Source organism: Xanthomonas sp. LF06-19 (assembly GCF_034105425.1).
Classification (GTDB): domain Bacteria; phylum Pseudomonadota; class Gammaproteobacteria; order Xanthomonadales; family Xanthomonadaceae; genus Xanthomonas_A; species Xanthomonas_A sontii.
Genome location: NZ_JAXGGH010000003.1, coordinates 95,138 through 116,172, shown reverse-complemented (window position 1 = coordinate 116,172; position 21,035 = coordinate 95,138). Strand labels below are relative to the sequence as shown.

The following is a 21,035-nucleotide window of genomic DNA, read 5'->3' as shown; positions in this document are numbered from 1 at the left end:
GCGTGTAGACAAAATGCCGCCCATGCGCACGGACATGGTGCACGCGGCGGTGCCTGCGCGCGGGTGCTGCGGCGTTTTTCGCAGTGCGATGTGAGGGATGCTGGCTGCGCGGCACGAGGCAGAGCACGGTGTTGGGCGCGTCGCGGTTGCACGAGCGCAGCATCTCGCGAGCAATGCGTATGGCGCTTGTGGGAGCGGCTTCAGCCGCGACGAGTGAAGCCCAACGCCAGCCGGCACCTTCATGCGTCGGGACTGAAGTCCCTCCCACAAGGACGCCCGATCCATGCGCTGGAGGAGCGGCTTCAGCCGCGCCCATGGACAGCATCGTGCCGCGGCCGGAGCCGCTCCTGCTAGAAAGTTCAGGCCGGCGAAAACGTCGCAGGCTGGCGAATCTCCAATCCCCAATCCCCAATCCCCGCCCCAACAACAACAACGGCCCGGAAACCCGGGCCGTCGTCATGCCGTTCAACGCAGGCGCAATCGATACCCGCGCGTGCGATCACCAGCGGTAATTGATCCGCCCGTACACGTAGGCGCCGTTGAAACCGTACGGCGAGTAGTTGCTGTACGGGAGCATGCCGTAGGTGGAGTTGATCAGGTTGGCGGTCTTGTCCGGGTACTGGTCGAACACGTTGTCCGCGCCCAGCGTCAGCGTCCAGTTGGTGCTCGGCTTGAAGCTGGCCGAGGCATCGACCACCCAGTCCGCGCCGTAGGTCTGGTCGCGGGCGGCGGTGGCCGAGTTGCGCACGGTGAACTCGCCGTAGCGGGTGGCGGCCAGGCTCAGATCCCACTTCGGCAGCTTCCAGGTGCCGCTGAGGATCAGCTTGTCCTTCGGGTAGCTGTCCTCCAGGCGGCCGATCTCGTCGCGGCCCAGCGTGGTCTGGGTCGAGCCGATCGCGGCCAGCGCCTGTGGCTGGGTCACCGCATGGGTGATGTCGGTCTTGCTGTAGCCGTAGCTGGCGGTGAGGTCCAGCGTGCTGGCCGCCAGCGGGATGCTGTAGGTGCCGACCACGTCGACGCCGCGGGTGCGGGTGTCGGCGGCGTTGCTGAAGTAGCGCACGCTGGTGACGTTGCTGTAGCCGAGCTGGCGCAGTTTGCCCAGCACCGCCGCATCGTTGAGGTTGGACGACAGCAGGATGCGGTCGTCGATCTCGATCTGGTACGCGTCCACGGTCAGGTACAGGCGCTCGACCGGCTGCAGCACCAGGCCCAGGCTGTAGGACAGCGAGGTCTCGGCTTTCAGCGGCGCGGCACCCAGCGCCTGGGCCACGGCGCTGTTCACCGGGAAGGTGCCGGATTCGAAGAAGCTGCCGTTGATGTAGCTGCTGGTCACCGCCTGGTACTGCTGCTGCGCCAGCGACGGCGCGCGGAAGCCGCTGGCGACGGTGCCGCGCAGCGCCACCTTGTCGGTGAACGCGTAGCGCGCCGATAGCTTGCCGGAGGTCTTGCTGCCGAAATCCGAGTAGTCCTCGTAGCGGCCGGTGAGACCGGCGGAGAACTTGTCGGTGAGGTCGGCTTCCAGCCCCGCGTACACCGCGTAGTTGTGGCGGTCCGAATGCACGGCGTTGAGCGGCGCGAAGCCGGCGAAGCCCTGCGCGCCGCCGGTGGTGCCGGTGTACGAGGCCGGCTCGCCGGGCGACTGGTTCCACTTCTCCTGGCGGTACTCGGCGCCGAAGGACAGCGTCACCGGATAGGCCAGGCCCCATTCCAGCGGCTGGGTGAAGTCGGCATTGACCGCGTTCTGGGTGTACTCCAGCGCGCCGTCGTAGAAGCGACGCGGGCTGTCCGCGCCGAGGCTGTAGTTGATGCTGTTGGCGGTGTGGAAGTCGACCTTGTTGTAGCCGTAGTTGTAGCTGACGTCCCAGGCGAAGCCGCCGGCGGTGCTGCCCTTCAGGCCGGCGACCAGCGAGCGGTCCTTGGAGTACTGCTCGATCTGCGGCACGTAGCCGTCGGGGTAGACCTGCGCCAGCAGCGCGGTCTGGCCGTTGTGGTTGCGCGAGCGGTAGAACGCGAACGAGGTGATGTCGCGGTTGCTGGCGATCGCGGTCGCGTAGCCGGTGAGGTTATCGCTGAAGCGGAACTCGCCGTTGGCCGAGACCGCGGTGGCGTCGACCTTGGGGTCGCCGTAGACGAAGGTGGTCTGGCCGATGCCGGGATAGTTGCCGGTGTTCGGCGCGGTGCCCTGGTAGGGACCGGCGCGGTTGGTGGCGTCCTGCTGGCTGATTTGCCCGGCCACGTGCAGGCTGCCGCGGCCGTCGCCGAAGCCGACCCCGGTATCGCCGGAGAGCTGCGACTTGGCGCCGTCGCCGGCCGAGTACTTGCCGTGCTCCACGGCCAGGCTGCCGCCTTCGCCGGCGCCCTTGAGCACGATGTTGACCACGCCGGCGATGGCGTCGGAGCCGTACTGCGCCGAGGCGCCGTCGCGCAGCACTTCCACCCGCTCGATCGCGGCGATCGGGATCGCGTTGAGATCCACCGCCGAGGCGCCGCGGCCGATGGTGCCGTTGACGTTGATCATCGCCGAGGTGTGGCGGCGCTTGCCGTTGACCAGCACCAGCACTTGGTCGGGCGAGAGCCCGCGCAACTGCGCCGGGCGGATGCCGCTGGTGCCGTCGGTCAGCGCCGGGCGCGGGAAGTTCAGCGAGGGCAGGGCGCGCGACAGCGCGGTCGCCAGTTCCGAGGTGCCGGTGGCCTGCAGTGCCTCCGGGGTGATGATGTCGATCGGCGATTGCGACTCGGCGACGGTGCGGTCGCTGACGCGGGTGCCGGTGACGATGACTGTATCCAATGTGCTGGGCGTGCTCGGCGCGTCGGACGCGGTCTGGGCGAAGGAGGGGGCGGCGAGGGCGGCGAGCACGGCGCTCGCCAGCAGCGACAACGGACGGTTCATAAAAACTCCAGCAGGTGCCAAAACGGCAGGCGGGGCGTGCGGCGACCGGCAGGGCCGGCAGGCCGCGTCCTCAGGGATGTCTAATTATTTTTTAACATGCGTGCTGCGTCGCAGGATGCAAGCGCATGTTCTTATTCCATTGCGTTCTAAGGGCGGCAGAACGCCGCGCGCCGCCGTCCGCAATGGGGAGGCACGCACAACGTCCCGGTAGCGTCCGCGCCCACCGGGACAGCTGCGGCATAGGCCTGTCGGCCGCGCGTGGCGGACGTCGTCGCCCATCGCGGCGACGCCCACCAGGGTCGCTCAGAAGCGGTAGCTCACCCGCCCGTACCAGTAGCGCCCGTTGAAACCGAACGGCGACAGCGGCGAGTACTGCAGGCCGTTGGGGCGGTCGTCGTAGATGTTGTTCAGCGCGGTCCGGGTCGGGTACTGGTTGGTGACGTTGTCGGCGCCGACGGTGAAGGTGAGGTCGCGCCAGGCGTAGCTGGTGGACAGATTGAGCAGCCAGCGCGCCGCGAACGCCTGATCCTGGCTGCCGTCGGCGTCGTCGCCGCGGCGGGTGATGGCGCCATAGCGGGTGGCGTCGCCGTGCAGGGTCCAGCCGGCCAGGCTCCAGTCGCCGCTGAGCACGTACTTGGTGCGCGGCGTGGCATCGGTCAGCAGGCCCTGGCTGGCGCGGCCGAAGTTCGGATCGGAGATCTCCAGGATCTCGATCTTGTTGTAGTTGGCGCTGAAGCTCAGGTTGAGTGTGCCGGCGCGGTCGAGGTCGAGCAGGTAGTTGCTCACCCAGTCCACGCCGCGGGTGCGGGTGGTGGCGCCGTTGACGAAGAACTGTGCGGCGCTGACCTGGCCGATCGGCACGGCCAGCGAGATCTGGTCCGAATACAGGATCTGGTCCCAGATGCGGATCTGGTACAGGTCCAGGGTGGAATTGAAGCCGCCGCCGGGCTGCCAGACCGCGCCGACGCTGTAGTTGGTGGATTTCTCCGGCGCCAGCGGCTTGGCGCCGAGCGCGATGGCCACCGGATCGGAGGTGCGGTAGGTGCCGATCTGGCTAAGGACGCCGTCCACCGGCAGGGTCACCACCGAGGCGTAGTTCTGTTGCGCCAGCGAGGGCGCGCGGAAGCCGTTGGAGATCGTGCCGCGCACGGCGAAGGCGTCGTTGAGCTGGTAGCGCGCCGACAGCTTGCCCGAGCGGGTGGTGCCGGCATCGCTGTAGTCCTCGTAGCGTGCGGCCACGCCGCCGGACAGGCGCTCGCTCAGGTCCGCTTCCAGGTCGGCGTACACCGCCTTGCTGTGGCGCTGGAACTGCCCGGCCACGGTCGGCGACAGGCCGGGGAACACTTGCGAACCGCCCGGATACGGTGCGCCGGTGTCCGGGTTGATGGCGTTCGGATCGAAGTAGATCGAGGTGGGCGAGCCGGCCACCACGGCGTACTTGTCCTGCCGGTACTCGGCGCCGAAGGCGAGGTTGACCGGATAGGCCAGGCCCCAGTCCAGGGACTTGCTGAAATCGGCGTTGAGCGCGTTCTGCTCGTTGCGGAAGCCGCCGGCGTTGAAGCGCGTCGGCGAGGCGCCGGTGCTCCAGTACAGGTTGGTGTTGATGGTGTTGCGCAGGTCGAAGGTGACGTCGTTCTTGCCGTAGTCGGCGGAGACGTCCCAGGTCCAGCCGCTGTCGGTGCTGCCCTTGACGCCGAGCACCGCGGCGCGGTCGTTGGACGGGTTGTAGATCTGCGGCAGGAAGCCGTTGGGGTAGACCGCCGGCACGTTGCGGTCGCTGTTGTCCCAGGCGCGGTAGTAGCCGTTAGACAGCACCTCGCGGCGGCTGACGTTGGCGTAGCCGTACAGGTCGACGTGCGGGGTGAGCGCGTAGCCGAAGTTGACCAGCCCCTGATAGGTCTTCAGCGCCGGATCGCCGTAGCGCTCGTAGGGCACGCCGCTGGGGTTGCCGGCGCCGGCGAGGGTGGTGGCCTTGTCGGTGTTCTCGGCGCGGTTGGTGTTCATCGCGTTGAGGTAGTTCCACGACACCCGCACCCAGCCCGGCGCCTCGCCGCCCGGTGCGCCGCCGAAGGCCAGCCCGTAGGAGCCGTCGATGCCGTTCTGCGCGCCGTCGCCCTTGTCCATGATGCCGCCGCTGACGGAGACGCTGTTGCTGCCGGCCTTGGCGCCGTGCTTGAGCACGATGTTGATGACCCCGGCGATGGCGTCGGAGCCGTACTGCGCGGAGGCGCCGTCGCGCAGCACTTCGATGCGCGCGATCGCCGACATCGGGATCGAGTTGAGGTCGGCCGGCGCCGAGCCGCGCCCGACCGACGGGTTGTAGTTGACCAGCGAGGTGGTGTGGTAGCGCTTGCCGTCCAGCAGCACCAGCACCGCATCCGGCGACAGGCCGCGCAGGGTCGCCGGGCGCAGCGTGTCGTTGCCGTCGTTGATCGCCGGGCGCGGGAAGTTCAGCGACGGCAGCAGCTTGCCGAGGGCGCTGGCGAGGTCGCTGGCGCCGGTGGCCTGCAGCGCCTCGGGCGCGATGATGTCGATCGGCGATTGCGATTCGGCCACCGTGCGGTCGGCGATGCGGGTGCCAGTGACGATGATGTTGTCCAGCGTGGTCGGCGCCTGCTGGGACTGGGCGAGGCTGTTGCCGGAGGCGAGCACGAGCAGGACGGCACGGACGAGGGGGAGGCGGCGTTGCGTCATCGGGCGGAGACTCCTGGCTGGGGGATTGGCGCGGGTCTGGCGATTTCCGGTGGGGCGGGGTGGATGCTGCGGTGCAGCGTGTGCCATCGGATTGAAATCCGTTTTTCACATGGGCGCGTATACAAAAACGGACCTGGGTCGGGTTTTCGCGGCGGCCCGCGCGCCGCCCCGGACCGTGCCGCATTGCCGTCCCGGGTGGGCCGGGGCGGGCGAAGCGGCTACACTTCCGCCTCGCTAGCCGAGTGCCCTGCCTTGATTTCCCTACGTAATTTCGCCTTGCGCCGCGGCGAGCGGCTGTTGCTGTCCAATGTCGACCTCACCCTGCATGCCGGTTACCGGGTGGGCGTGGTCGGCCGCAACGGGGCCGGCAAGTCCAGCCTGTTCGCGGCGGTGAAGGGCGAACTGGAGGCCGACAAGGGCGATGTCGACCTGCCCGGCAAGGTGCGCATCGCCAGCGTGGCCCAGGAAACCCCGTCGCTGCCGGACCCGGCGCTGAGCTTCGTGCTCGGCGGCGACACCGCGGTGGCCGCGGTGCTGGCCGAGGAGGCCGAGGCGACCGCGCGCGAGGACTGGGAGGCGGTCGCCGCCGCCCACACCAAGATGGCCGAGATGGGCGCCTACGACGCCGATGCGCGTGCCGGCAAGCTGCTGCACGGCCTCGGCTTCCCGGCCGAGACCCATCACCGCGCGGTGTCCTCGTTCTCCGGCGGCTGGCGCGTGCGCCTGAACCTGGCGCGCGCGCTGATGATGCCCAGCGACCTGCTGTTGCTCGACGAACCCACCAACCACCTCGACCTGGATGCGGTGTACTGGCTGGAGCAATGGCTGCTGAAATACCCGGGCACGCTGCTGCTGATCTCGCACGACCGCGAGTTCCTCGACAACGTCGCCACCCACACCCTGCATCTGCACAACGGCGGCGCCAAGCTGTACACCGGCGGCTACACCGATTTCGAGCGGCAGCGCGCCGAGCAGTTGCGCCAGCAGCAGATCGCGCATGAGAAGGAACAGGCCGAGCGCGCCCACCTGCAGAGCTTCATCGACCGCTTCAAGGCCAAGGCGTCCAAGGCGGCGCAGGCGCAAAGCCGGATGAAGCGCCTTGAGAAGCTGGCCGGCACCGAGGCGGTGCGCGCCGAGCGCGAGTTCCGCATCGAACTGGCGCCGCCGGCCAAGCTGCCGTTCTCGCTGATCCGCCTCAATCACGCTGAGGCCGGTTACGGCGCCGACGCGGTGATCCTGCACAACGTCGGCTTCGGCCTGGAGGCCGGTCAGCGCATCGGCCTGCTCGGCCCCAACGGCGCCGGCAAGACCACCCTGGTCAAGACCCTGGTCGGCGAACTGCCGCCGATCGCCGGCGAGCGCATGGCGCATCCGGACCTGCGTATCGGCTACTTCGCCCAGCACACGGTGGAGTCGCTGCACGAAGGCCAGTCGCCGATGGACCACATGCGCGAGATCGACAAGGACGCCAGCAACCAGGCGTTCCGCGATTTCCTCGGCAAGTGGAATTTCCCCGGCGACCGTGCGTTCGAGCCGGTCGACGGGTTCTCCGGTGGCGAGCGCGCGCGCCTGGCGCTGGCGTTGATCGCCTGGCAACAGCCCAACGTGCTGCTGCTCGACGAACCGACCAACCACCTCGACCTGGAGATGCGCGAGGCGCTGGCCGAGGCGCTGAGCGATTTCGAGGGCGCGATCGTGATGGTCTCGCACGACCGCCACCTGATCGGCCTGGTCTGCGACACCTTCTGGCGCGTGGCCGACGGCGTGGTCGAGCCGTTCGACGGCGACCTCGACGCCTATGCCGCCTGGCTGCGCACCCGCCCGGCCGCGCAGGGCACCAAGCAGAAACTGGCCGAGGCCGCGCCGACCCCGCCGCCGCCGGTCAAGCCAATGCCGGCGAAGAAGCCGCCGAACCCGCACAAGCTGGCCGCCGCCGAGAAGCGCGTGGGCGAACTGGAAGCAACCCTGGCCGAGCTCGACCGCCAGCTCGCCGATCCCAAGCACTACGCCGATGCGGAGAAGATGGCGGTGCTGGGCCGCGAGCGCGAGGCCGCCGCGCGCGACCTGGCCCAGGCCGAGCAGACGTGGATGGAGTTGATCGACGGCGCCTGAGCCTCGGTGGATCTCGCCATTGCCGGTGTGTGCCGGCGAGCACGGACGATCCACGTCGAGCTGACGGTTCCTTCTCCCTGCGGGACCATGGCCCCCTTTTCGGGGGAAGGTGCCCCAAAGGGGCGGATGAGGGTGCGGGTGCCTGGGGACTCGGAGTGGCCGGCCGTGCGTGTCGGCGTACCCTCACCCCAACCCCTCTCCCGGTGGGAGAGGGGCTTCAATCGCTTCTTGACGCCGCTCCAGGCCAGACCGGAGCGCGAGCCGGCCCATCCCTGTGGGAGGGGCTTCAGCCCCGACGCCGCATCGCCTCAGCCAACGGCAAGTCCCACCTGCATCGCCTGCGCCAGCGCCCAGGGCTGCGCGCGCGCCTGCCCCACGAGGACGCTGCTGGCGACAGTGGCAGGCCGTGCCCGGCGCAATCGCGCGCGCCGGACATGCCGTGCAGGATGAGGACGATCGCATCCGCCGACGCGCGCGGCGCCGGCCCGTGCCGCTCAGGCGGCAGCGCTGGCCACGACCAGCAGACCGCCGGCGATCGCCGCCCAGTCCAGTGGCGTGCGCGAGCGCAGGCTCTGCAGCGAGGGGCGGGCGGTCGGCGTCGGCCGCAGGCTGGCCTTGAGCGCCATCAGCGCCAGGCCAGCGGCGCTGAGCGCCCAATGCCATTCGCTGGCGCCGCCGCGCAGGAAGTAGGCCAGATGCAGCACACACAGGCAGCCCAGGACGGCTGCCAGCACGACGTCACGCGAGACCAGGCCCGGACGGGCGGTCAGGACAGCACGGTTCATCAGCATGTTTCCCCCGAAACGGTCAGCGCCATCCCCGGCGCACAGTGCGACTGCGACCAGGATCATATTTCGGGCCTGCCCGGCCGCCAAGCGGCAGTGCACAAATTCTTCACATTACTGTCAGGCCTTGCTGATAGGCGAAGCAAGGTGCGTGCCGGCGTGTGCCCAAGCGCTGCCGGCGTCCAATGCGGCGGCAGCGGTGTCGCTCAGTCGGCCAGTGCGGCCTGCTCGGCCAGCAACCACTCGCGCAAGCGCCGGGCGGCGTCGCTTTCCGCGCGCGAGCGCAGCCGGGTCAGCCAGTAGCGGCCCAGGTCGATGCGGGTGCTGAACGGACAGACCAGCCGCCCGGCATCCAGGTCCTGGGCGAACAGCCGCAGCGGCAGCAAGGCCACGCCGTGGCCGGCCGCGGCGATGCTGGCCAGGGTCAGCGAGGCATCGCAGATCGGGCCGCCCGCCTGCACCTCGGGCGCGCCGGCGGCCTGCAGCCAGCGCGGCCATTCGTCCAGCCGATAGGAACGCAGCAGGGTGGTCCTGGCGAGGTCCGCGGGCGTGCGCAGCAGCGGCGCCAGTGCCGGCGCGCACACCGGCGCGAACGGCGCGTCCAGGATCGGCGTGGCGTGCTGGCCCTGCCAGTCGCCATCGCCGAAGCGGATCGCCAGGTCCAGGCCTTCGCCGGCCAGGTCGACCCGGTTGTTGTGGGTGTACACGCGCAGTTCGATGTCCGGGTGCGCGGCGTGGAAGGCGTCCAGCCGCGGCAGCAGCCAGCCCACCGCGAAGGTGCCGACCACGCCCACGCTCAGCGTCTCGCGGTAGCGACCGCCGGCGAAGCGCTGCAGCGTCCCGGCGATGCGGTCGAAGGCCTCGGTCAGCACCGGATGCAGGCGCAGGCCTTCGTCGGTCAGGGCGACGCCGCGCGGCAGGCGCTGGAACAGCACCACACCCAGGCGCGCCTCCAGTTGCTTGATCTGGTGGCTCAGCGCGGCCTGGGTCACGCACAGCTCGGCGGCGGCACGGGTCAGGTTCTGGTGCCGCGCCGCGGCCTCGAAGGCACGCAGGGCGTTCAACGGCAGATGCGGACGGATCATCGCCAGGTATCAATTCGGCTCATGGGTGCGATTGAATAACCTCGCTGGTGGGGGTGGGTCAATGCGGCCATCATCCTGGCTCCCGACGGAGGTGGACGATGCTGACGAGACGACGGTTCCTGCAGGGCGTGGGAATGGGTGCGAGCCTGTTGGTCGTGGCTGGTGCACAGGCAAAAAATGCGAAAAACCCGACGCCGACGCTACAACTGCAGCTGGCCGAGATCGAGCGTCGCAGTGGCGGCCGGCTCGGCGTGAGCCTGCTCGACGGCGGCGGCGCAACGCTCGGCGGACAGCGCCAGGACGAGCGCTTCCCGCTGTGCAGTACCTTCAAATTTCTATTGGCGGGGGCAGTGCTTCAGCGGGTCGACCGCGGCGAGCTGGCCTTGGAGCGGCGCGTGCCGGTGCGCAAGGCGGATCTGCTGGCGAATGCGCCGGTGTCCGAGCGCCATGTCGGCGGCACGCTCAGCGTGGCCGAGCTGTGCCGCGCGGCGATGATCTACAGCGACAACACCGCGGCCAACCTGCTGCTGCCGCTGGTCGGCGACCCGCCCGGGGTGACCCGCTTCCTGCGTGCGCTGGGCGATGCGCAGACCCAACTGGACCGCAACGAGCCGGGCATGAACGAGTTCGTCGCCGGCGATCCGCGCGACACCACCACGCCGGCCGCGATGGCGGCGACGATGCGTGCCTTGTTGCTCGGCGAGGTGCTGCAGCCAGTGTCGCGGCAGCGCCTGATTGCCTGGATGCGCGACAACCGTACCGGCAACGACTGCCTGCGCGCCGGCTTGCCGGCGGGCTGGCAGATCGGCGACAAGACCGGCAGCAACGGCACCGATACCCGCAACGACATCGCCATCGTCTGGGCGCCGGGACGGCCCACGCCGCTGCTGCTGACCGCGTATCTCAACGGCGCCACGGTCGACAGCGCCGCGCGCGATGCGACGCTGAAAGCGGTGGCGCAGGCGGTCGTTGCCTCGCTGCCTGCGCAGACGCTGCGTACTGGCTAGGCGCGTTGCGCGCTGTCGCGCCGGATGCAGGTCGATCTCCGGTAGGCGCGGCTTCGGCCGCGACAGGTTTTATCGCGAAGGTCAGTCGCGGCTGATCCCACGAGCGGGAACCGCAGCCATGCGTACGAGACGCTGCTCGCGAGCATCGGCGACGCCACGTGTCGATGCCGCGCGCGATCGCCCGCGTTGTACCAACGGCCACGGCCACCGCGGCCGTGCTCACTGATCGTGCGGTCCCTTTCATTCCCAACCCTGTTCGGAGCGTCCCATGCGTCGATTCGTGTGCTGTTCGTTCGCCATCGCCATCGCCCTCGGTCTGTCTGCCCACGCCGCGCAGGCGCGGGTCTGGGAACCCGCACCGGGTCACGTGCAGGTGCCGATCTGGCCTGGCGCGGTGCCGGATGCGCTGCCGCATCCGAAGCCGGAAACGGCTGGGCCCGGGGCCAGGATCGACAACGTCAGCCGGCCGACCATGACCGTGTACCCAGCGCAGGGCCACAACACCGGCGCCGCGGTGGTGGTATTTCCCGGCGGCGGCTACCAGATGCTGGCGATGGACCTGGAGGGCACGGAGATCTGCGACTGGCTGGTCTCGCGCGGCATCACCTGCGTGCTGTTGAAATACCGCGTGCCGAACTCCGGGCCGACCTGGGTCAACGACCGGCGTTACTACCCCAAGGTGCAGACCGCGCTGCAGGACGCGCAGCGCACGCTGGGCCTGGTGCGCCAACAGGCCGCCACCTGGGGCGTGGACCCGCACAAGATCGGGGTGATGGGCTTTTCCGCCGGCGGCCACCTGGTCGCCGCGACCAGTACGCATTTCGCCAAGCGCACCTATCCGCTGGTGGATGCCGCCGACCGCGTGAGCTGCCGCCCGGATTTCGCCATCGCCGTGTATCCGGGCCATCTGTGGGTGCACGAGGACGAGGATGACGACACCCGCAATCCCACCGATCTGGCCTTGCGTCCGGACATCCGCGTCGTCGCCGACACCCCGCCGACCTTCCTGCTGCAGGCGCAGGACGACTATGTCGACGGCATCTCGCAGGTGCTGGCGTACTACGTCGCACTCAACCATGCCGACGTGCCGACGGAAATGCACATCTATGCGCAGGGCGGCCACGCCTTCGGCCTGCGCGCGAAGAACCTGCCGATCGCACAGTGGCCGCAGCTGGTGGAGACCTGGCTGCGGACGATCGGGGTGCTTGAGAGCCGGGATTAGGGATTCGGGATTGGCAAGAGCGTGTTAGTGCGCGGATTGCGCTTTCACGAATCCCCAATCCCCAATCCCAAATCCCGGACGTTGTCACGAATCCCCAATCCCGAATCCCCAATCCCGCCCGCCTCAGACGGGTCCGGGGCCTTGATAGTTGGGCGGGCTCTCCTGATACAGCCGCGCCGCCCCGCCCATCGCCGGGTCGCTGATGCCGGGCTTGCCGGTTTCCACGCGGCCGGCCAGGCGCTGGCGGGTGTTGTCCTGGACCAGCCACAGGTCGTACCAGCCGCCGCTCGGCTTGGCATTCCAGTGAATGCGCTGCTCGGCGCCGGGCGCCAGCGTCACCCGTTGGCGCGGTTGTGCCTGGGCGTAGGCGGCCGGTTCCAGGGACACCTCGAGTGGCGCGGCACCCGGATTGTGCAGGACCAGGCACAGTGCCTGCGCGTCGGTCGGCTCCTGGACGATCTCGGCCTGCAGCAGCGGGGCGCTGAGGTCGCCGCGGTAGTGGCGGTGGAAGCCGTTGGGGCCGAGTAGCCACAGGTCGTAGCTGCCGTCGTAGGTGGTCCAGGTGCCGTCCAGGGTTGCGCCGGCGCCCACCGTGTAGCGGCGCGGGATCGACTCCAGGAGGTAGCGGTCGTAGACGTGCAGCACCGCCGCTGCGCCGGTGTTGGCCATGCGCAACTGCACCTCGCCGCGCTCCGGCACGTGCTGCAACTGCACCGTTGGCCGATACGGCAAGGCACGTGCGCGGCGCACGCCGAACGCCTGGCGCGGTGCCTGCAACTGCGCCGGCAGCGGTGGCACTGCGTGGTCGTGCAACGCCGCGGCGCGCGCGGCCGCCTCGCGCACGTCCGGCAGGTCGGCGACGAACGGACGGGTGTCGGCCTGGCGGAAATCGAAGGCGTTCAGCAGGTCGCCGCAGACCGCGCGACGCCAAGGGGTCAGGCCGGCGGCGGCGACACCAAAGCGGCGCTCCAGCAGGCGCAGCACCGAGGTGTGGTCGTAGACCTGCGAATCGACCCAGCCGCCGCGGCTCCACGGCGAGATCACGTACAGCGGTACGCGCGGGCCGAGGCCGTAGGGACGCCCGCGCAGCTCCGGCGGATCGGCCTTGGCGTCGCCCGGCGCAGGATGCAGGTGGTATTCGCCGTCGGTGGCGACGCTGGAGGCGCCGGCCCAGCCGCCGGCCGCGGACGGGTCGGGCGAGGGCGGGGCCGGTGGCGGCACGTGATCGAAGAAGCCGTCGTTCTCATCGAACATCAGCAGCAGCGCGGTGCGCGCCCACACCTTGGGATCGGCGGTCAGCGCATCGAGCACGCGCGCGGTGTAGGCCGCGCCCTGCGCCGGGCTGGACGGATCGGGATGCTCGCTGCCGGCGGCGTCGGCGATGATGAAGCTCACCGACGGTAGCCGCGCGGCCAGCACGTCCTCGCGCAACTGCGCCAGGCTGCGGCTGGAGACGCCGCGTGCGCGCAGTTGCGGATCGTGCCCGGGTGCACCACGCCAGGCCGCGCGGAACGGCGCGAAGCCGGCCAGCGGGTTGTCGGTGAAGTTGTCGGCCATGTCCTGGTAGATCTGCCACGACACGCCGGCCTGCTGCAGCGCTTCGACGTAGCTGGGCCAGCGGTAGTCGTCCGGGTCGCCGCCCAGTTCCGGGAAGTTGTCGTGCGAGTTGGCGATCGCCGGGCCGCCGGCGCGCGCATGCGGATCGTTCTGGCCGGTCCACAGGAACACGCGGTTCGGATTGGTGCCGGCCTGGATCGCGCAGTGGTAGGCGTCGCAGACGGTGAAGGCGTCGGCGAGGGCGAACTGGAACGGCAGGTCGTCGCGTTCGTAGTGGGCCAGCGCGTGGTCGCGCTTGGCTGCCGGCCACTGGCCCATGCGGCCGTGGTCCCAGGCCTGCTGCGCGTTCGGCCAGGTATGCGGGGTGCCTTGTACGCGCATGGTGGCGAAGTCGCGTACGGTGCGCAGCGGGAACGGCGCGAGCTGGCGGCTGCCGTCGGCGCTGGGCTGCAGCCAGACCGTGCGCGGTGCGGTGTCGGGCAGCGGCGGGGCGGGGATCGGGAAACGGTCGCCGAAGCCGCGCACGCCGGGAAGGCTGCCGAAGTAATGGTCGAAGGCGCGGTTCTCCTGCATCAGGATCACCACGTGCTGCAGGTCGTCGAGGGTGCCGCTGCGCACGTCCGGGGCGATCGCGGCGGCGCGGGCGATGCTCGGCGGCAACAGGGCAGCGGCGCTGGCGGTGAGGCCGGCGCGGAGCAGCCGGCGGCGGGTCTGGTCGGTCATGGCGGTCCCGGGGAACGCAAAGCGGCGGCGGCCGGGATCGGCCGCCGCCGCGAGACTGCCATGGCGCTGGTGACAGGTCGACCATGAGGGCGCTGCGACGCCGCGCTGCTGGCGCTGTTGGCTGTCTTCAGCGGCGTGTCGCGTTTGCTGCGACATGGCCTGTGCAGTGCGGGGGGGGGGCTGGGATCGCACGCGGCCTGTGCCATCGCGGCGCGAGCGATTGGCACGCCAGCGCTCCGTGATGGCACAGCACACGGCCGACCCGGCATCATCGCCGCTGCCGCCGCCGGCGGGTCCCACCGGAATCTCCTGCCCGATGAGCCACGAACTGATCTACCTGCTGCTGATCTTCGCCCTGCTGGTGATCCCGCGCGCGCTGCAGCGTTTCAAGATGCCCGCGCCGCTGACCTGCCTGCTGTTCGGCATCATCGCGATGCTGGCGATGGGGCCGCGCGCGCACGACCCGGTGGTGACCCTGCTGGCGACGCTCGGCATCTCCTCGCTGTTCCTGTTCGCCGGCCTGGAAGTGGACCCGAAGGCGCTGCGTCGCGGCTTGTGGCCGCTGCTGCTGCACCTGGTGGTGCGTGGCGGCACCCTGTTCGGCGTCGGCTGGCTGGCCTGGCGCTACGCCGGTCTGTCGTGGCAGGCGGCCGGATTGCTGGCGCTGGCCCTGCTGACCCCCTCCACCGGTTTCATCATCGAGTCGCTGGGGCGGCTGGGGCTGGACGAAGAAGAGCGCTTCTGGGTCACCAGCAAGGCCATCGCCGGCGAACTGCTGGCGCTGGCGGCGCTGTTCGTGATCCTGCAGGCCGGCGATCCCTGGCAGATGGGCCTGTCCAGCCTGGCGCTGCTGGCGATGCTGGTCGGCCTGCCGCTGCTGTTCGTGGCCCTGGGGCGCTGGGTGGCGCCGCAGGCGCCGGGCTCGGAGTTCTCGCTGCTGGTGATGGTCGGCCTGATCGCCGCCTACATCACCTATTCGCTGGGCGTGTACTACCTGGTCGGTGCGTTCATCGCCGGGCTGGTGGCGCGGCTGCTGCGCCAGCGCATGCCGCTGCTGGCCTCCGACGAGAACCTGCAGGCGGTGCGCCTGTTCGCCTCGTTCTTCGTGCCGTTCTACTTCTTCAACGCCGGCACCAAGGTGCCGAGCGGGGCGCTGAGCCTGCATGCACTGGGCCTGGGCCTGGCCCTGACCGCCTGCGTGTTGCCGCTGCGCATCGGCATTCTGTGGCTGCAGCGGCGGGTGCTGTTCGGCGAAGGCGCGCGCAGCAGCCTGCGGGTGTCGCTGGCGCTGTCGCCGACGCTGATCTTCACCCTGGTGCTGGCCGGCATCCTGCGCGACCGCTTCGCCATCGCCGACGCGCTGTTCGGCGCGCTGCTGCTGTACGCGGCCCTGACCACGCTGCTGCCGGCGCTGCTGCTGCGCATGCCGTTCGACGTCAGCCCGCTGGAGATGGCGCCGGCCGCGTCGACCGATCCCGCGTCGGCGCAGGCACCGACGGCGCCGGACGAGCCGGTGGCCGAGGCGCCGTTGGCGGACGCACCGACGTCGCCTGCCGGCGCGCCGGAAACGGCGCCGCGGCCCAAGCCCGGGCCGGCGTGATGAGCGGGGACGCTTGAAAGCCAGCGTGCGGCCCCCATACTGGCCGCCTCCGTTGCTCTCGCGTTTTTGCCGCCATGCCGATCTACGCTTTCCAATGTGCCGCATGCGGTCACAGCTTCGACCGCCTGCAGAAACTGTCCGATCCCGATCCGGAGACCTGTCCGTCCTGCGCCGCCCCTGCGGTCAAGCGCCAGCTCACCGCGCCGGCGTTCCGCCTGTCCGGCAGCGGCTGGTACGAGACCGACTTCAAGAAGGACGGCGACAAGAAACGCAACCTGGCCGAGTCGGGGAGTACGGCCAGCAGCGGGGACAGCAAGCCCGCGGCCGCCGCGACGACGTCCGACGCGCCGGCCAAGCCCGCTGCGGCGGCCACGCCTGCCGCCGCGCCTGCCGCGGCCAAGCCTGCGGCGACCTGAGTCCCGCCAGGCCGCGCCAAGCCCGCGGCCTCTCGTAGGAGTGGCTTCAGCCGCGACCGAGCCTTGCCCGGTCGCGGTCGATCCAAAAGAGCAAGAGCCGCTCCCGAAGTCGACCTGTCACGCCATGCATCCGGCCACGCAGCACGCCGCGTGGCCCGTTGCCTTGGCTCAGCGCGCCCCGAAGCGTGCCCGGCAGCCGCCGTTGACCCACACCGTATTGCCTTCGTAGCCCCAGGTGCGGCCTTCCGCGCAGGTGGTGCCGGACAGCTGTTCGATCAGTTCCGGGCGGCCCTGACGGCGGTCCCAGGCGCAGGTGCGCAGGCGCTTGTCGTCGCTGCTGCAGGTCACCGTGTAGCCGCTGTCCAGCGGCGGCCGGCCCGGCCCCCAGCCACCGCCGCCGCGGCCCTGGGCGAACTCGCCGCGACAACCGTCGTCGACCCACACCGCGCCATCGCGCGAGCCCCAGGTGCGGCCCTCGATGCAGCGGGTGTCCGACAGCTGCCGCACCAGCATGGCGTTGCGCCAGCCGGTCGGGCAGATGCGCTGGCGCTGGTCCTGGCTCTCGCAGCGGACGGTGCCGGCCACGCCGCCACTGCCGCCGCCGTCGCCCCAGTTGCCGCCCCAATTGCCGCGACCTTCGACGAAGCGACCACGGCAGCCCTGGTCCACCCACACCACGCCGGGCGCCGAGCCCCAGGTGCGGCCTTCGATGCAGGGCGAATCGGACAGGGTGCCGACCAGTCGCGCAGGCCCGCGAAACGGCGTGGCGCATTGCTGGCGCCGGCGGTCGTTGCTGGAGCAGGCGACGGTGCGGCCGTCGAAGCCCGGTTCCTGCCGCCAGCCGCCGCCGCTGCCGCGCAGCGAGGTGGCGATGTCCTGCTGGATGTTGCCGAAGCCCCAGCCGCGGTCGATCTGGTCCAGGTAGAACTCGAGCTGGTCGTCGGGGATCTGCCGGCCGCGCGACTGGTCGGCGTACTCGCGCTCGATCACCCGGACCCGGCCGGGGACCGACAGTTGCCGCAAGTCCTGCGGCGCGTAGGCGCGGGCGCTCTGGGCCGCGGCCGGGGCGCTGGCCAGGGCCAGCGCGGCGATCACCAGCCAGCCACCAAGGTGCTTCAACATGGGTTCTCTCCTCCCCGTGAATGGTGCGCGGACTATAGCCGCAGGCCAACTTAAGCCAGGATGAGTCATGCGCGATTTGCCCGGGCCGACGCGCCGCCGCAGAATACCGGGCTTGCCGGCGCCTTCTGCGCCGGGCGCCCCCTGTTTGGAGCTAGCGATGCGTACCCACTTCTGCGGCCTGGTCGACGAGACCCTGATCGGCCAAACCGTCACCCTGGCCGGCTGGACCGACGTGGCCCGCAACCTCGGCGGCGTGTGCTTCATCGACCTGCGCGACCACGAAGGCATCGTGCAGGTGATGGTGGAGCCCGAGAACGCGGAGGTGTTCAAGGTCGCCGCCAGCCTCGGCTACGAGGACGTGCTGCAGGTCGAGGGTGTGGTGCGCGCGCGGCATGCGGTCAACGACAAGCTGCGCAGCGGCAAGGTCGAGGTGATCGCCACCGCCATCACCGTGCTCAACAAGGCCGCGCCGCTGCCGTTCCACGCGCACGAGAACCCGGGCGAGGAAACCCGCCTGAAGTACCGGTATCTGGATCTGCGCCGCCCGGAGATGCAGCGCATGCAGCGCACCCGCATCAAGCTGGTACAGGCGCTGCGCCGCTACCTGGACGAGCGTGGCTTCCAGGACATCGAGACGCCGATTCTGACCAAGGCCACCCCGGAAGGCGCGCGCGACTTCCTGGTGCCGGCGCGCATGCATCCGGGCGAGTTCTACGCGCTGCCGCAGTCGCCGCAGCTGTTCAAGCAGATCCTGATGGTGGCCGGCTTCGACCGCTACTACCAGATCGCGCGCTGCTTCCGCGACGAGGCGCTGCGTGCCGACCGCCAGCTCGAGTTCACCCAGCTCGACATGGAGTTCGCCTTCGTGCGCGAGCGCGACGTGCAGGACTTCGTCGAGGCGATGGTCCGTGCCATCTTCAAGGAGGTGGTCGACGTCGAGCTGGCCGCCGAATTCCCGCGCATGACCTGGGCCGAGGCCATGCGCCGCTACGGCTCGGACAAGCCGGACCTGCGCATCGCCCTGGAACTGACCGACGTCGCCGAGCTGGTCAAGGACAGCGACTTCGCGGTGTTCAGCGCCGCGTCCGCCGATCCCGACGGCCGCGTCGCTGCGCTGCGCATTCCCGGCGGCGCCAGCCTGTCGCGCAAGCAGATCGACGAGTACGCCGCGCACGCCGCCAAGTACGGCGCCAAGGGCCTGGCCTACGTCAAGATCGCCGACAGCGGCGAGATCAGCTCGCCGATCCAGAAGTTCTTCGGCGAAGCCGCGTTCGCCGCGCTGCTCGCCCACGTCGGTGCCGGCAACGGCGACATCGTGTTCTTCGGCGCCGGCGCCTACGGCAAGGTCTCCGACTTCATGGGCGCGCTGCGCCTGAAGGCCGGCAAGGATTTCAATCTGGTCGCCGACGGCTGGCGTCCGCTGTGGGTCACCGATTTCCCGATGTTCGAGTGGGACGAGGAGGCGCAGCGCTACGTGGCCCTGCATCATCCGTTCACCGCGCCGGCGGTGGACGATATCGCCGAGCTGCGCACGCATGCCAAGACCGCGGTGTCGCGCGGCTACGACATGGTGCTCAACGGCAACGAGATCGGCGGCGGTTCGATCCGTATCCACCGTCCGGACATGCAGAGCGCGGTGTTCGAGCTGCTCGGCATCGGTGCCGAGGAAGCGCGCGCCAAGTTCGGCTTCCTGCTGGATGCGCTGAACTACGGCGCGCCGCCGCACGGCGGCATCGCCTTCGGCATCGACCGCATCGCCGCGCTGATGGCCGGCACCGAGTCGATCCGCGACGTGATCCCGTTCCCCAAGACCACCGGCGCGCAGGACCTGATGACCGACGCGCCGTCGCCGATCGCCGACGCGCAGCTGGCCGAAGTGCACGTGCAGGTGCGCCCGCAGGCGCAGTGACTTCTTTCTTCCAACAACCCTAGCGCAGGCCGACACATGAGCGAGACCGCATTCAATCTGGAGTGGGAAACCCTCGGCAACGAGGGCGCAGTGGAGGCCATCGTCACCCAGCGCGCGCGCGTGTTCGGCGGCTGGCTGGTGCGCGCCGGCAGCGGCGCCAACGCGCCGCTGGCGTTCGTGCCGGATCCGGAAGGCCGTTGGGACGGCGAGGACTTCGGCGAGGACGATTACGAGTACGAGGAAGACGACGAGGAAGAAGAGGACGAGGAAGAAGAAGGCGACGACGAAGACGAGGGCGACGGCGAAGAGGCCGACGCCGATGCCGCGCACCCGGCGCGCTGAGCCGTGCTGATTCGTCGCGCCACGCCGGACGATGCCGCGGAGGTGACCCGCATCGCCACGGCCACCTTCTGCGAAACCTTCGGCCATCTGTATCCTGCGCAGGACCTGCAGGCCTTCCTCGACGAAGCCTATTCGATCGAGCGCGCGCAGGTGGTGCTGGCGCATCCGGACTACGCGATCTGGCTGGTCGAGCATGACGGCGAGGTGGTGGGACACGCTGCCGCTGGCCCTTGCGGCCTGCCGCATCCCGACGTGACGCCTGGCGATGGCGAACTGAAGCGCCTGTACCTGCTGCGCGCGCACCAGAACGGCGGCTGGGGTGCCCGGCTGTTCGACACCGCCCTGGCCTGGCTGGAGCGCGACGGCCCGCGCACGCTGTGGCTCGGCGTGTGGTCGGAGAACCTGGGCGCGCAGCGTTTCTACGCGCGCTACGGCTTCGAGAAGGTCGGCACCTACGAATTCCCGGTAGGGCAGGTGCGCGATCTCGAATTCATCCTGCGCCGGCCGCCGCGCGCGGCCTGACGTCTGCCGCCGGACCTCGTCCGGGCATGCCGCGTCGACACAGCGGCAACGAGCGCGCGCTACAGTGCTGGCCTGTCCAGCTTGAGGAGAGCACGCCATGTTCCGACCGTGGATGGGAATCGCCGCCGTCGTGCCGCTGCTGGCCGCGTGCGCGCCACCGGCGTCGCTGCAGCCGGCCAGTGCCGGGCCGACGGTGCAGGGCGATGGCCGCTGCAACGTCGAGGCCGTGGCCTGGGCGGTGGGCCAGGAGGCCACCCAGGCGACCATGAGCCGGGTCTGGAAGGAGAGCGGAGCCGGCGTGGTGCGGCCGATCGCGCCGGGCCAGGCGGTGACCCGCGACCTGCGCCTGGATCGGCTCAACGTGTTCCTGGATGGCAGCAATCACATCGTTCGCACCACCTGCGGCTGAGTCGCCGATGGCCGCCGCGCCCCAGGTGCTGTTGCTGCATGGCATCTGGAACGCGCGGCCGTGGCTGCTGCCGCTGGCGCTGCGCCTGCGCCGCGAGGGCTGGCGCGTCGCCAGCTTCGGCTATTCGACCGCGTTCGGCGGCGCCGAGGCCGCGCTCCCACGGCTGCACGCCCGCATCGAACGTATGGCAACCACCGGTCCGGTGGCGCTGGTCGGGCATAGCCTCGGCGGCCTGATCGCCTTGCAGGCCTTGCGGGAGGTGCCCTCGCTGCTGGTGACCCGGGTGGTGTGCCTGGGCAGCCCGCTGGCCGGCAGTGCCGCCGCGCGCGCCCTGGCGCAACGGCGGCTCGGACTGGCGCTGGGCCGCAGCGCGGCGCTGTTGCAGCAGGGTGTGGCGCGCTGGGACGGGCCGGCCGAGGTCGGCATGGTCGCCGGCACCGTGGCGCGCGGGCTGGGCGCACGCTTTGTCGCGCTGGGGTCGGAGTCCGACGGCAGCGTGGCCCTGGCCGAGACCCACGTGCCCGGCCTGGGCGATCACTGCCGGGTGCGTGCCAGCCACAGCGGCCTGCTGTTCTCGGCGCAGGCCGCGCGGCAGACCGCCGCCTTCCTGCGCGACGGCCGCTTCGCCGCCTGAGCCGGT

Annotated in this window: 16 protein-coding genes; 10 read left to right on the top strand and 6 right to left on the bottom strand. The window is 70.2% G+C overall.

The annotated features are described in order from the left end of the window. Positions 1–499: 499 nt before the first annotated feature. On the bottom strand, positions 500–2,890 hold the full coding sequence (locus SLW55_RS07560; RefSeq protein WP_295964615.1) for a TonB-dependent receptor: 2,391 nt from the start codon (positions 2,888–2,890) through the stop codon (positions 500–502). A gap of 303 nt (positions 2,891–3,193) precedes the next feature. Next, on the bottom strand, positions 3,194–5,584 hold the full coding sequence (locus SLW55_RS07555) for a TonB-dependent receptor (RefSeq protein WP_320744895.1): 2,391 nt from the start codon (positions 5,582–5,584) through the stop codon (positions 3,194–3,196). 252 nt (positions 5,585–5,836) lie between these two features. Between SLW55_RS07555 and SLW55_RS07550 the strand changes: the two genes are divergently transcribed. After that, complete coding sequence (locus tag SLW55_RS07550; RefSeq protein WP_267107625.1) at positions 5,837–7,696, top strand: ABC-F family ATP-binding cassette domain-containing protein; 1,860 nt, start codon at positions 5,837–5,839, stop codon at positions 7,694–7,696. Between the two features lie 494 nt (positions 7,697–8,190). On the opposite strand, the gene SLW55_RS07545 is transcribed toward SLW55_RS07550, so the two are convergent. Both SLW55_RS07545 and ampR read right to left on the bottom strand, forming a co-directional pair. After that, positions 8,191–8,481, bottom strand: coding sequence for a hypothetical protein (locus SLW55_RS07545; protein WP_039727065.1), 291 nt, complete (start codon positions 8,479–8,481; stop codon positions 8,191–8,193). Between the two features lie 206 nt (positions 8,482–8,687). Further along, the gene (gene ampR / locus SLW55_RS07540) at positions 8,688–9,566 is read right to left on the bottom strand and encodes a LysR family transcriptional regulator AmpR (RefSeq protein ID WP_267098160.1); all 879 of its coding nucleotides are present in this window, start codon (positions 9,564–9,566) and stop codon (positions 8,688–8,690) included. Positions 9,567–9,664: 98 nt separating this feature from the next. On the opposite strand from ampR, the gene bla reads away from it, so the two are divergent. Both bla and SLW55_RS07530 read left to right on the top strand, forming a co-directional pair. Further along, positions 9,665–10,573: a class A beta-lactamase gene (gene bla, locus SLW55_RS07535; protein WP_320744894.1), complete on the top strand. Its 909-nt coding sequence runs from the start codon at positions 9,665–9,667 to the stop codon at positions 10,571–10,573. A gap of 298 nt (positions 10,574–10,871) precedes the next feature. Next, positions 10,872–11,795 carry an alpha/beta hydrolase gene (locus SLW55_RS07530; RefSeq protein ID WP_320744992.1) on the top strand — a complete coding sequence of 308 codons (924 nt, stop codon included), beginning with the start codon at positions 10,872–10,874 and terminating at the stop codon, positions 11,793–11,795. Positions 11,796–11,918: 123 nt separating this feature from the next. Here the strand turns inward: SLW55_RS07530 and SLW55_RS07525 are convergent, their stop codons facing one another. Next, positions 11,919–14,075 (bottom strand): phospholipase C, phosphocholine-specific, encoded by a 2,157-nt coding sequence (locus SLW55_RS07525; protein WP_320744893.1) that lies wholly within the window; start codon positions 14,073–14,075, stop codon positions 11,919–11,921. A 316-nt stretch (positions 14,076–14,391) separates the two neighbouring features. Between SLW55_RS07525 and SLW55_RS07520 the strand changes: the two genes are divergently transcribed. Together SLW55_RS07520 and SLW55_RS07515 are read left to right on the top strand one after the other, a co-directional pair. Continuing rightward, the gene (locus tag SLW55_RS07520; RefSeq protein ID WP_152236026.1) at positions 14,392–15,675 is read left to right on the top strand and encodes a cation:proton antiporter; all 1,284 of its coding nucleotides are present in this window, start codon (positions 14,392–14,394) and stop codon (positions 15,673–15,675) included. 74 nt (positions 15,676–15,749) lie between these two features. After that, a complete protein-coding gene (locus SLW55_RS07515) occupies positions 15,750–16,091 on the top strand; it encodes a zinc ribbon domain-containing protein (protein WP_148828961.1) in 342 nt (113 codons plus the stop codon). Between the two features lie 168 nt (positions 16,092–16,259). On the opposite strand, the gene SLW55_RS07510 is transcribed toward SLW55_RS07515, so the two are convergent. Continuing rightward, complete coding sequence (locus SLW55_RS07510) at positions 16,260–17,213, bottom strand: DUF3011 domain-containing protein (RefSeq protein WP_148828960.1); 954 nt, start codon at positions 17,211–17,213, stop codon at positions 16,260–16,262. 157 nt (positions 17,214–17,370) lie between these two features. On the opposite strand from SLW55_RS07510, the gene aspS reads away from it, so the two are divergent. From aspS to SLW55_RS07485, 5 genes are all read left to right on the top strand, one after another. Continuing rightward, positions 17,371–19,122: an aspartate--tRNA ligase gene (gene aspS, locus SLW55_RS07505; protein WP_152239591.1), complete on the top strand. Its 1,752-nt coding sequence runs from the start codon at positions 17,371–17,373 to the stop codon at positions 19,120–19,122. A 36-nt stretch (positions 19,123–19,158) separates the two neighbouring features. Next, a complete protein-coding gene (locus SLW55_RS07500; RefSeq protein WP_152236023.1) occupies positions 19,159–19,464 on the top strand; it encodes a DNA primase in 306 nt (101 codons plus the stop codon). A gap of 3 nt (positions 19,465–19,467) precedes the next feature. Next, complete coding sequence (locus SLW55_RS07495; RefSeq protein WP_295920143.1) at positions 19,468–19,986, top strand: GNAT family N-acetyltransferase; 519 nt, start codon at positions 19,468–19,470, stop codon at positions 19,984–19,986. 97 nt (positions 19,987–20,083) lie between these two features. Continuing rightward, on the top strand, positions 20,084–20,395 hold the full coding sequence (locus tag SLW55_RS07490; protein WP_223875595.1) for an I78 family peptidase inhibitor: 312 nt from the start codon (positions 20,084–20,086) through the stop codon (positions 20,393–20,395). A 7-nt stretch (positions 20,396–20,402) separates the two neighbouring features. Then, positions 20,403–21,029 carry an alpha/beta fold hydrolase gene (locus SLW55_RS07485; protein ID WP_320744892.1) on the top strand — a complete coding sequence of 209 codons (627 nt, stop codon included), beginning with the start codon at positions 20,403–20,405 and terminating at the stop codon, positions 21,027–21,029. Positions 21,030–21,035 lie beyond the last annotated feature (6 nt).

Coding starts and splice junctions, on each gene's coding strand:
- SLW55_RS07560 (WP_295964615.1), bottom strand. CDS start 2,890: ATGAACCGTCCGTTGTCGCTGCTGGCGAGCGCCGTGCTCGCCGCCCTC.
- SLW55_RS07555 (WP_320744895.1), bottom strand. CDS start 5,584: ATGACGCAACGCCGCCTCCCCCTCGTCCGTGCCGTCCTGCTCGTGCTC.
- SLW55_RS07545 (WP_039727065.1), bottom strand. CDS start 8,481: ATGAACCGTGCTGTCCTGACCGCCCGTCCGGGCCTGGTCTCGCGTGAC.
- ampR (WP_267098160.1), bottom strand. CDS start 9,566: ATGATCCGTCCGCATCTGCCGTTGAACGCCCTGCGTGCCTTCGAGGCC.
- bla (WP_320744894.1), top strand. CDS start 9,665: ATGCTGACGAGACGACGGTTCCTGCAGGGCGTGGGAATGGGTGCGAGC.
- SLW55_RS07525 (WP_320744893.1), bottom strand. CDS start 14,075: ATGACCGACCAGACCCGCCGCCGGCTGCTCCGCGCCGGCCTCACCGCC.
- SLW55_RS07520 (WP_152236026.1), top strand. CDS start 14,392: ATGAGCCACGAACTGATCTACCTGCTGCTGATCTTCGCCCTGCTGGTG.
- SLW55_RS07515 (WP_148828961.1), top strand. CDS start 15,750: ATGCCGATCTACGCTTTCCAATGTGCCGCATGCGGTCACAGCTTCGAC.
- SLW55_RS07510 (WP_148828960.1), bottom strand. CDS start 17,213: ATGTTGAAGCACCTTGGTGGCTGGCTGGTGATCGCCGCGCTGGCCCTG.
- aspS (WP_152239591.1), top strand. CDS start 17,371: ATGCGTACCCACTTCTGCGGCCTGGTCGACGAGACCCTGATCGGCCAA.
- SLW55_RS07500 (WP_152236023.1), top strand. CDS start 19,159: ATGAGCGAGACCGCATTCAATCTGGAGTGGGAAACCCTCGGCAACGAG.
- SLW55_RS07490 (WP_223875595.1), top strand. CDS start 20,084: ATGTTCCGACCGTGGATGGGAATCGCCGCCGTCGTGCCGCTGCTGGCC.
- SLW55_RS07485 (WP_320744892.1), top strand. CDS start 20,403: ATGGCCGCCGCGCCCCAGGTGCTGTTGCTGCATGGCATCTGGAACGCG.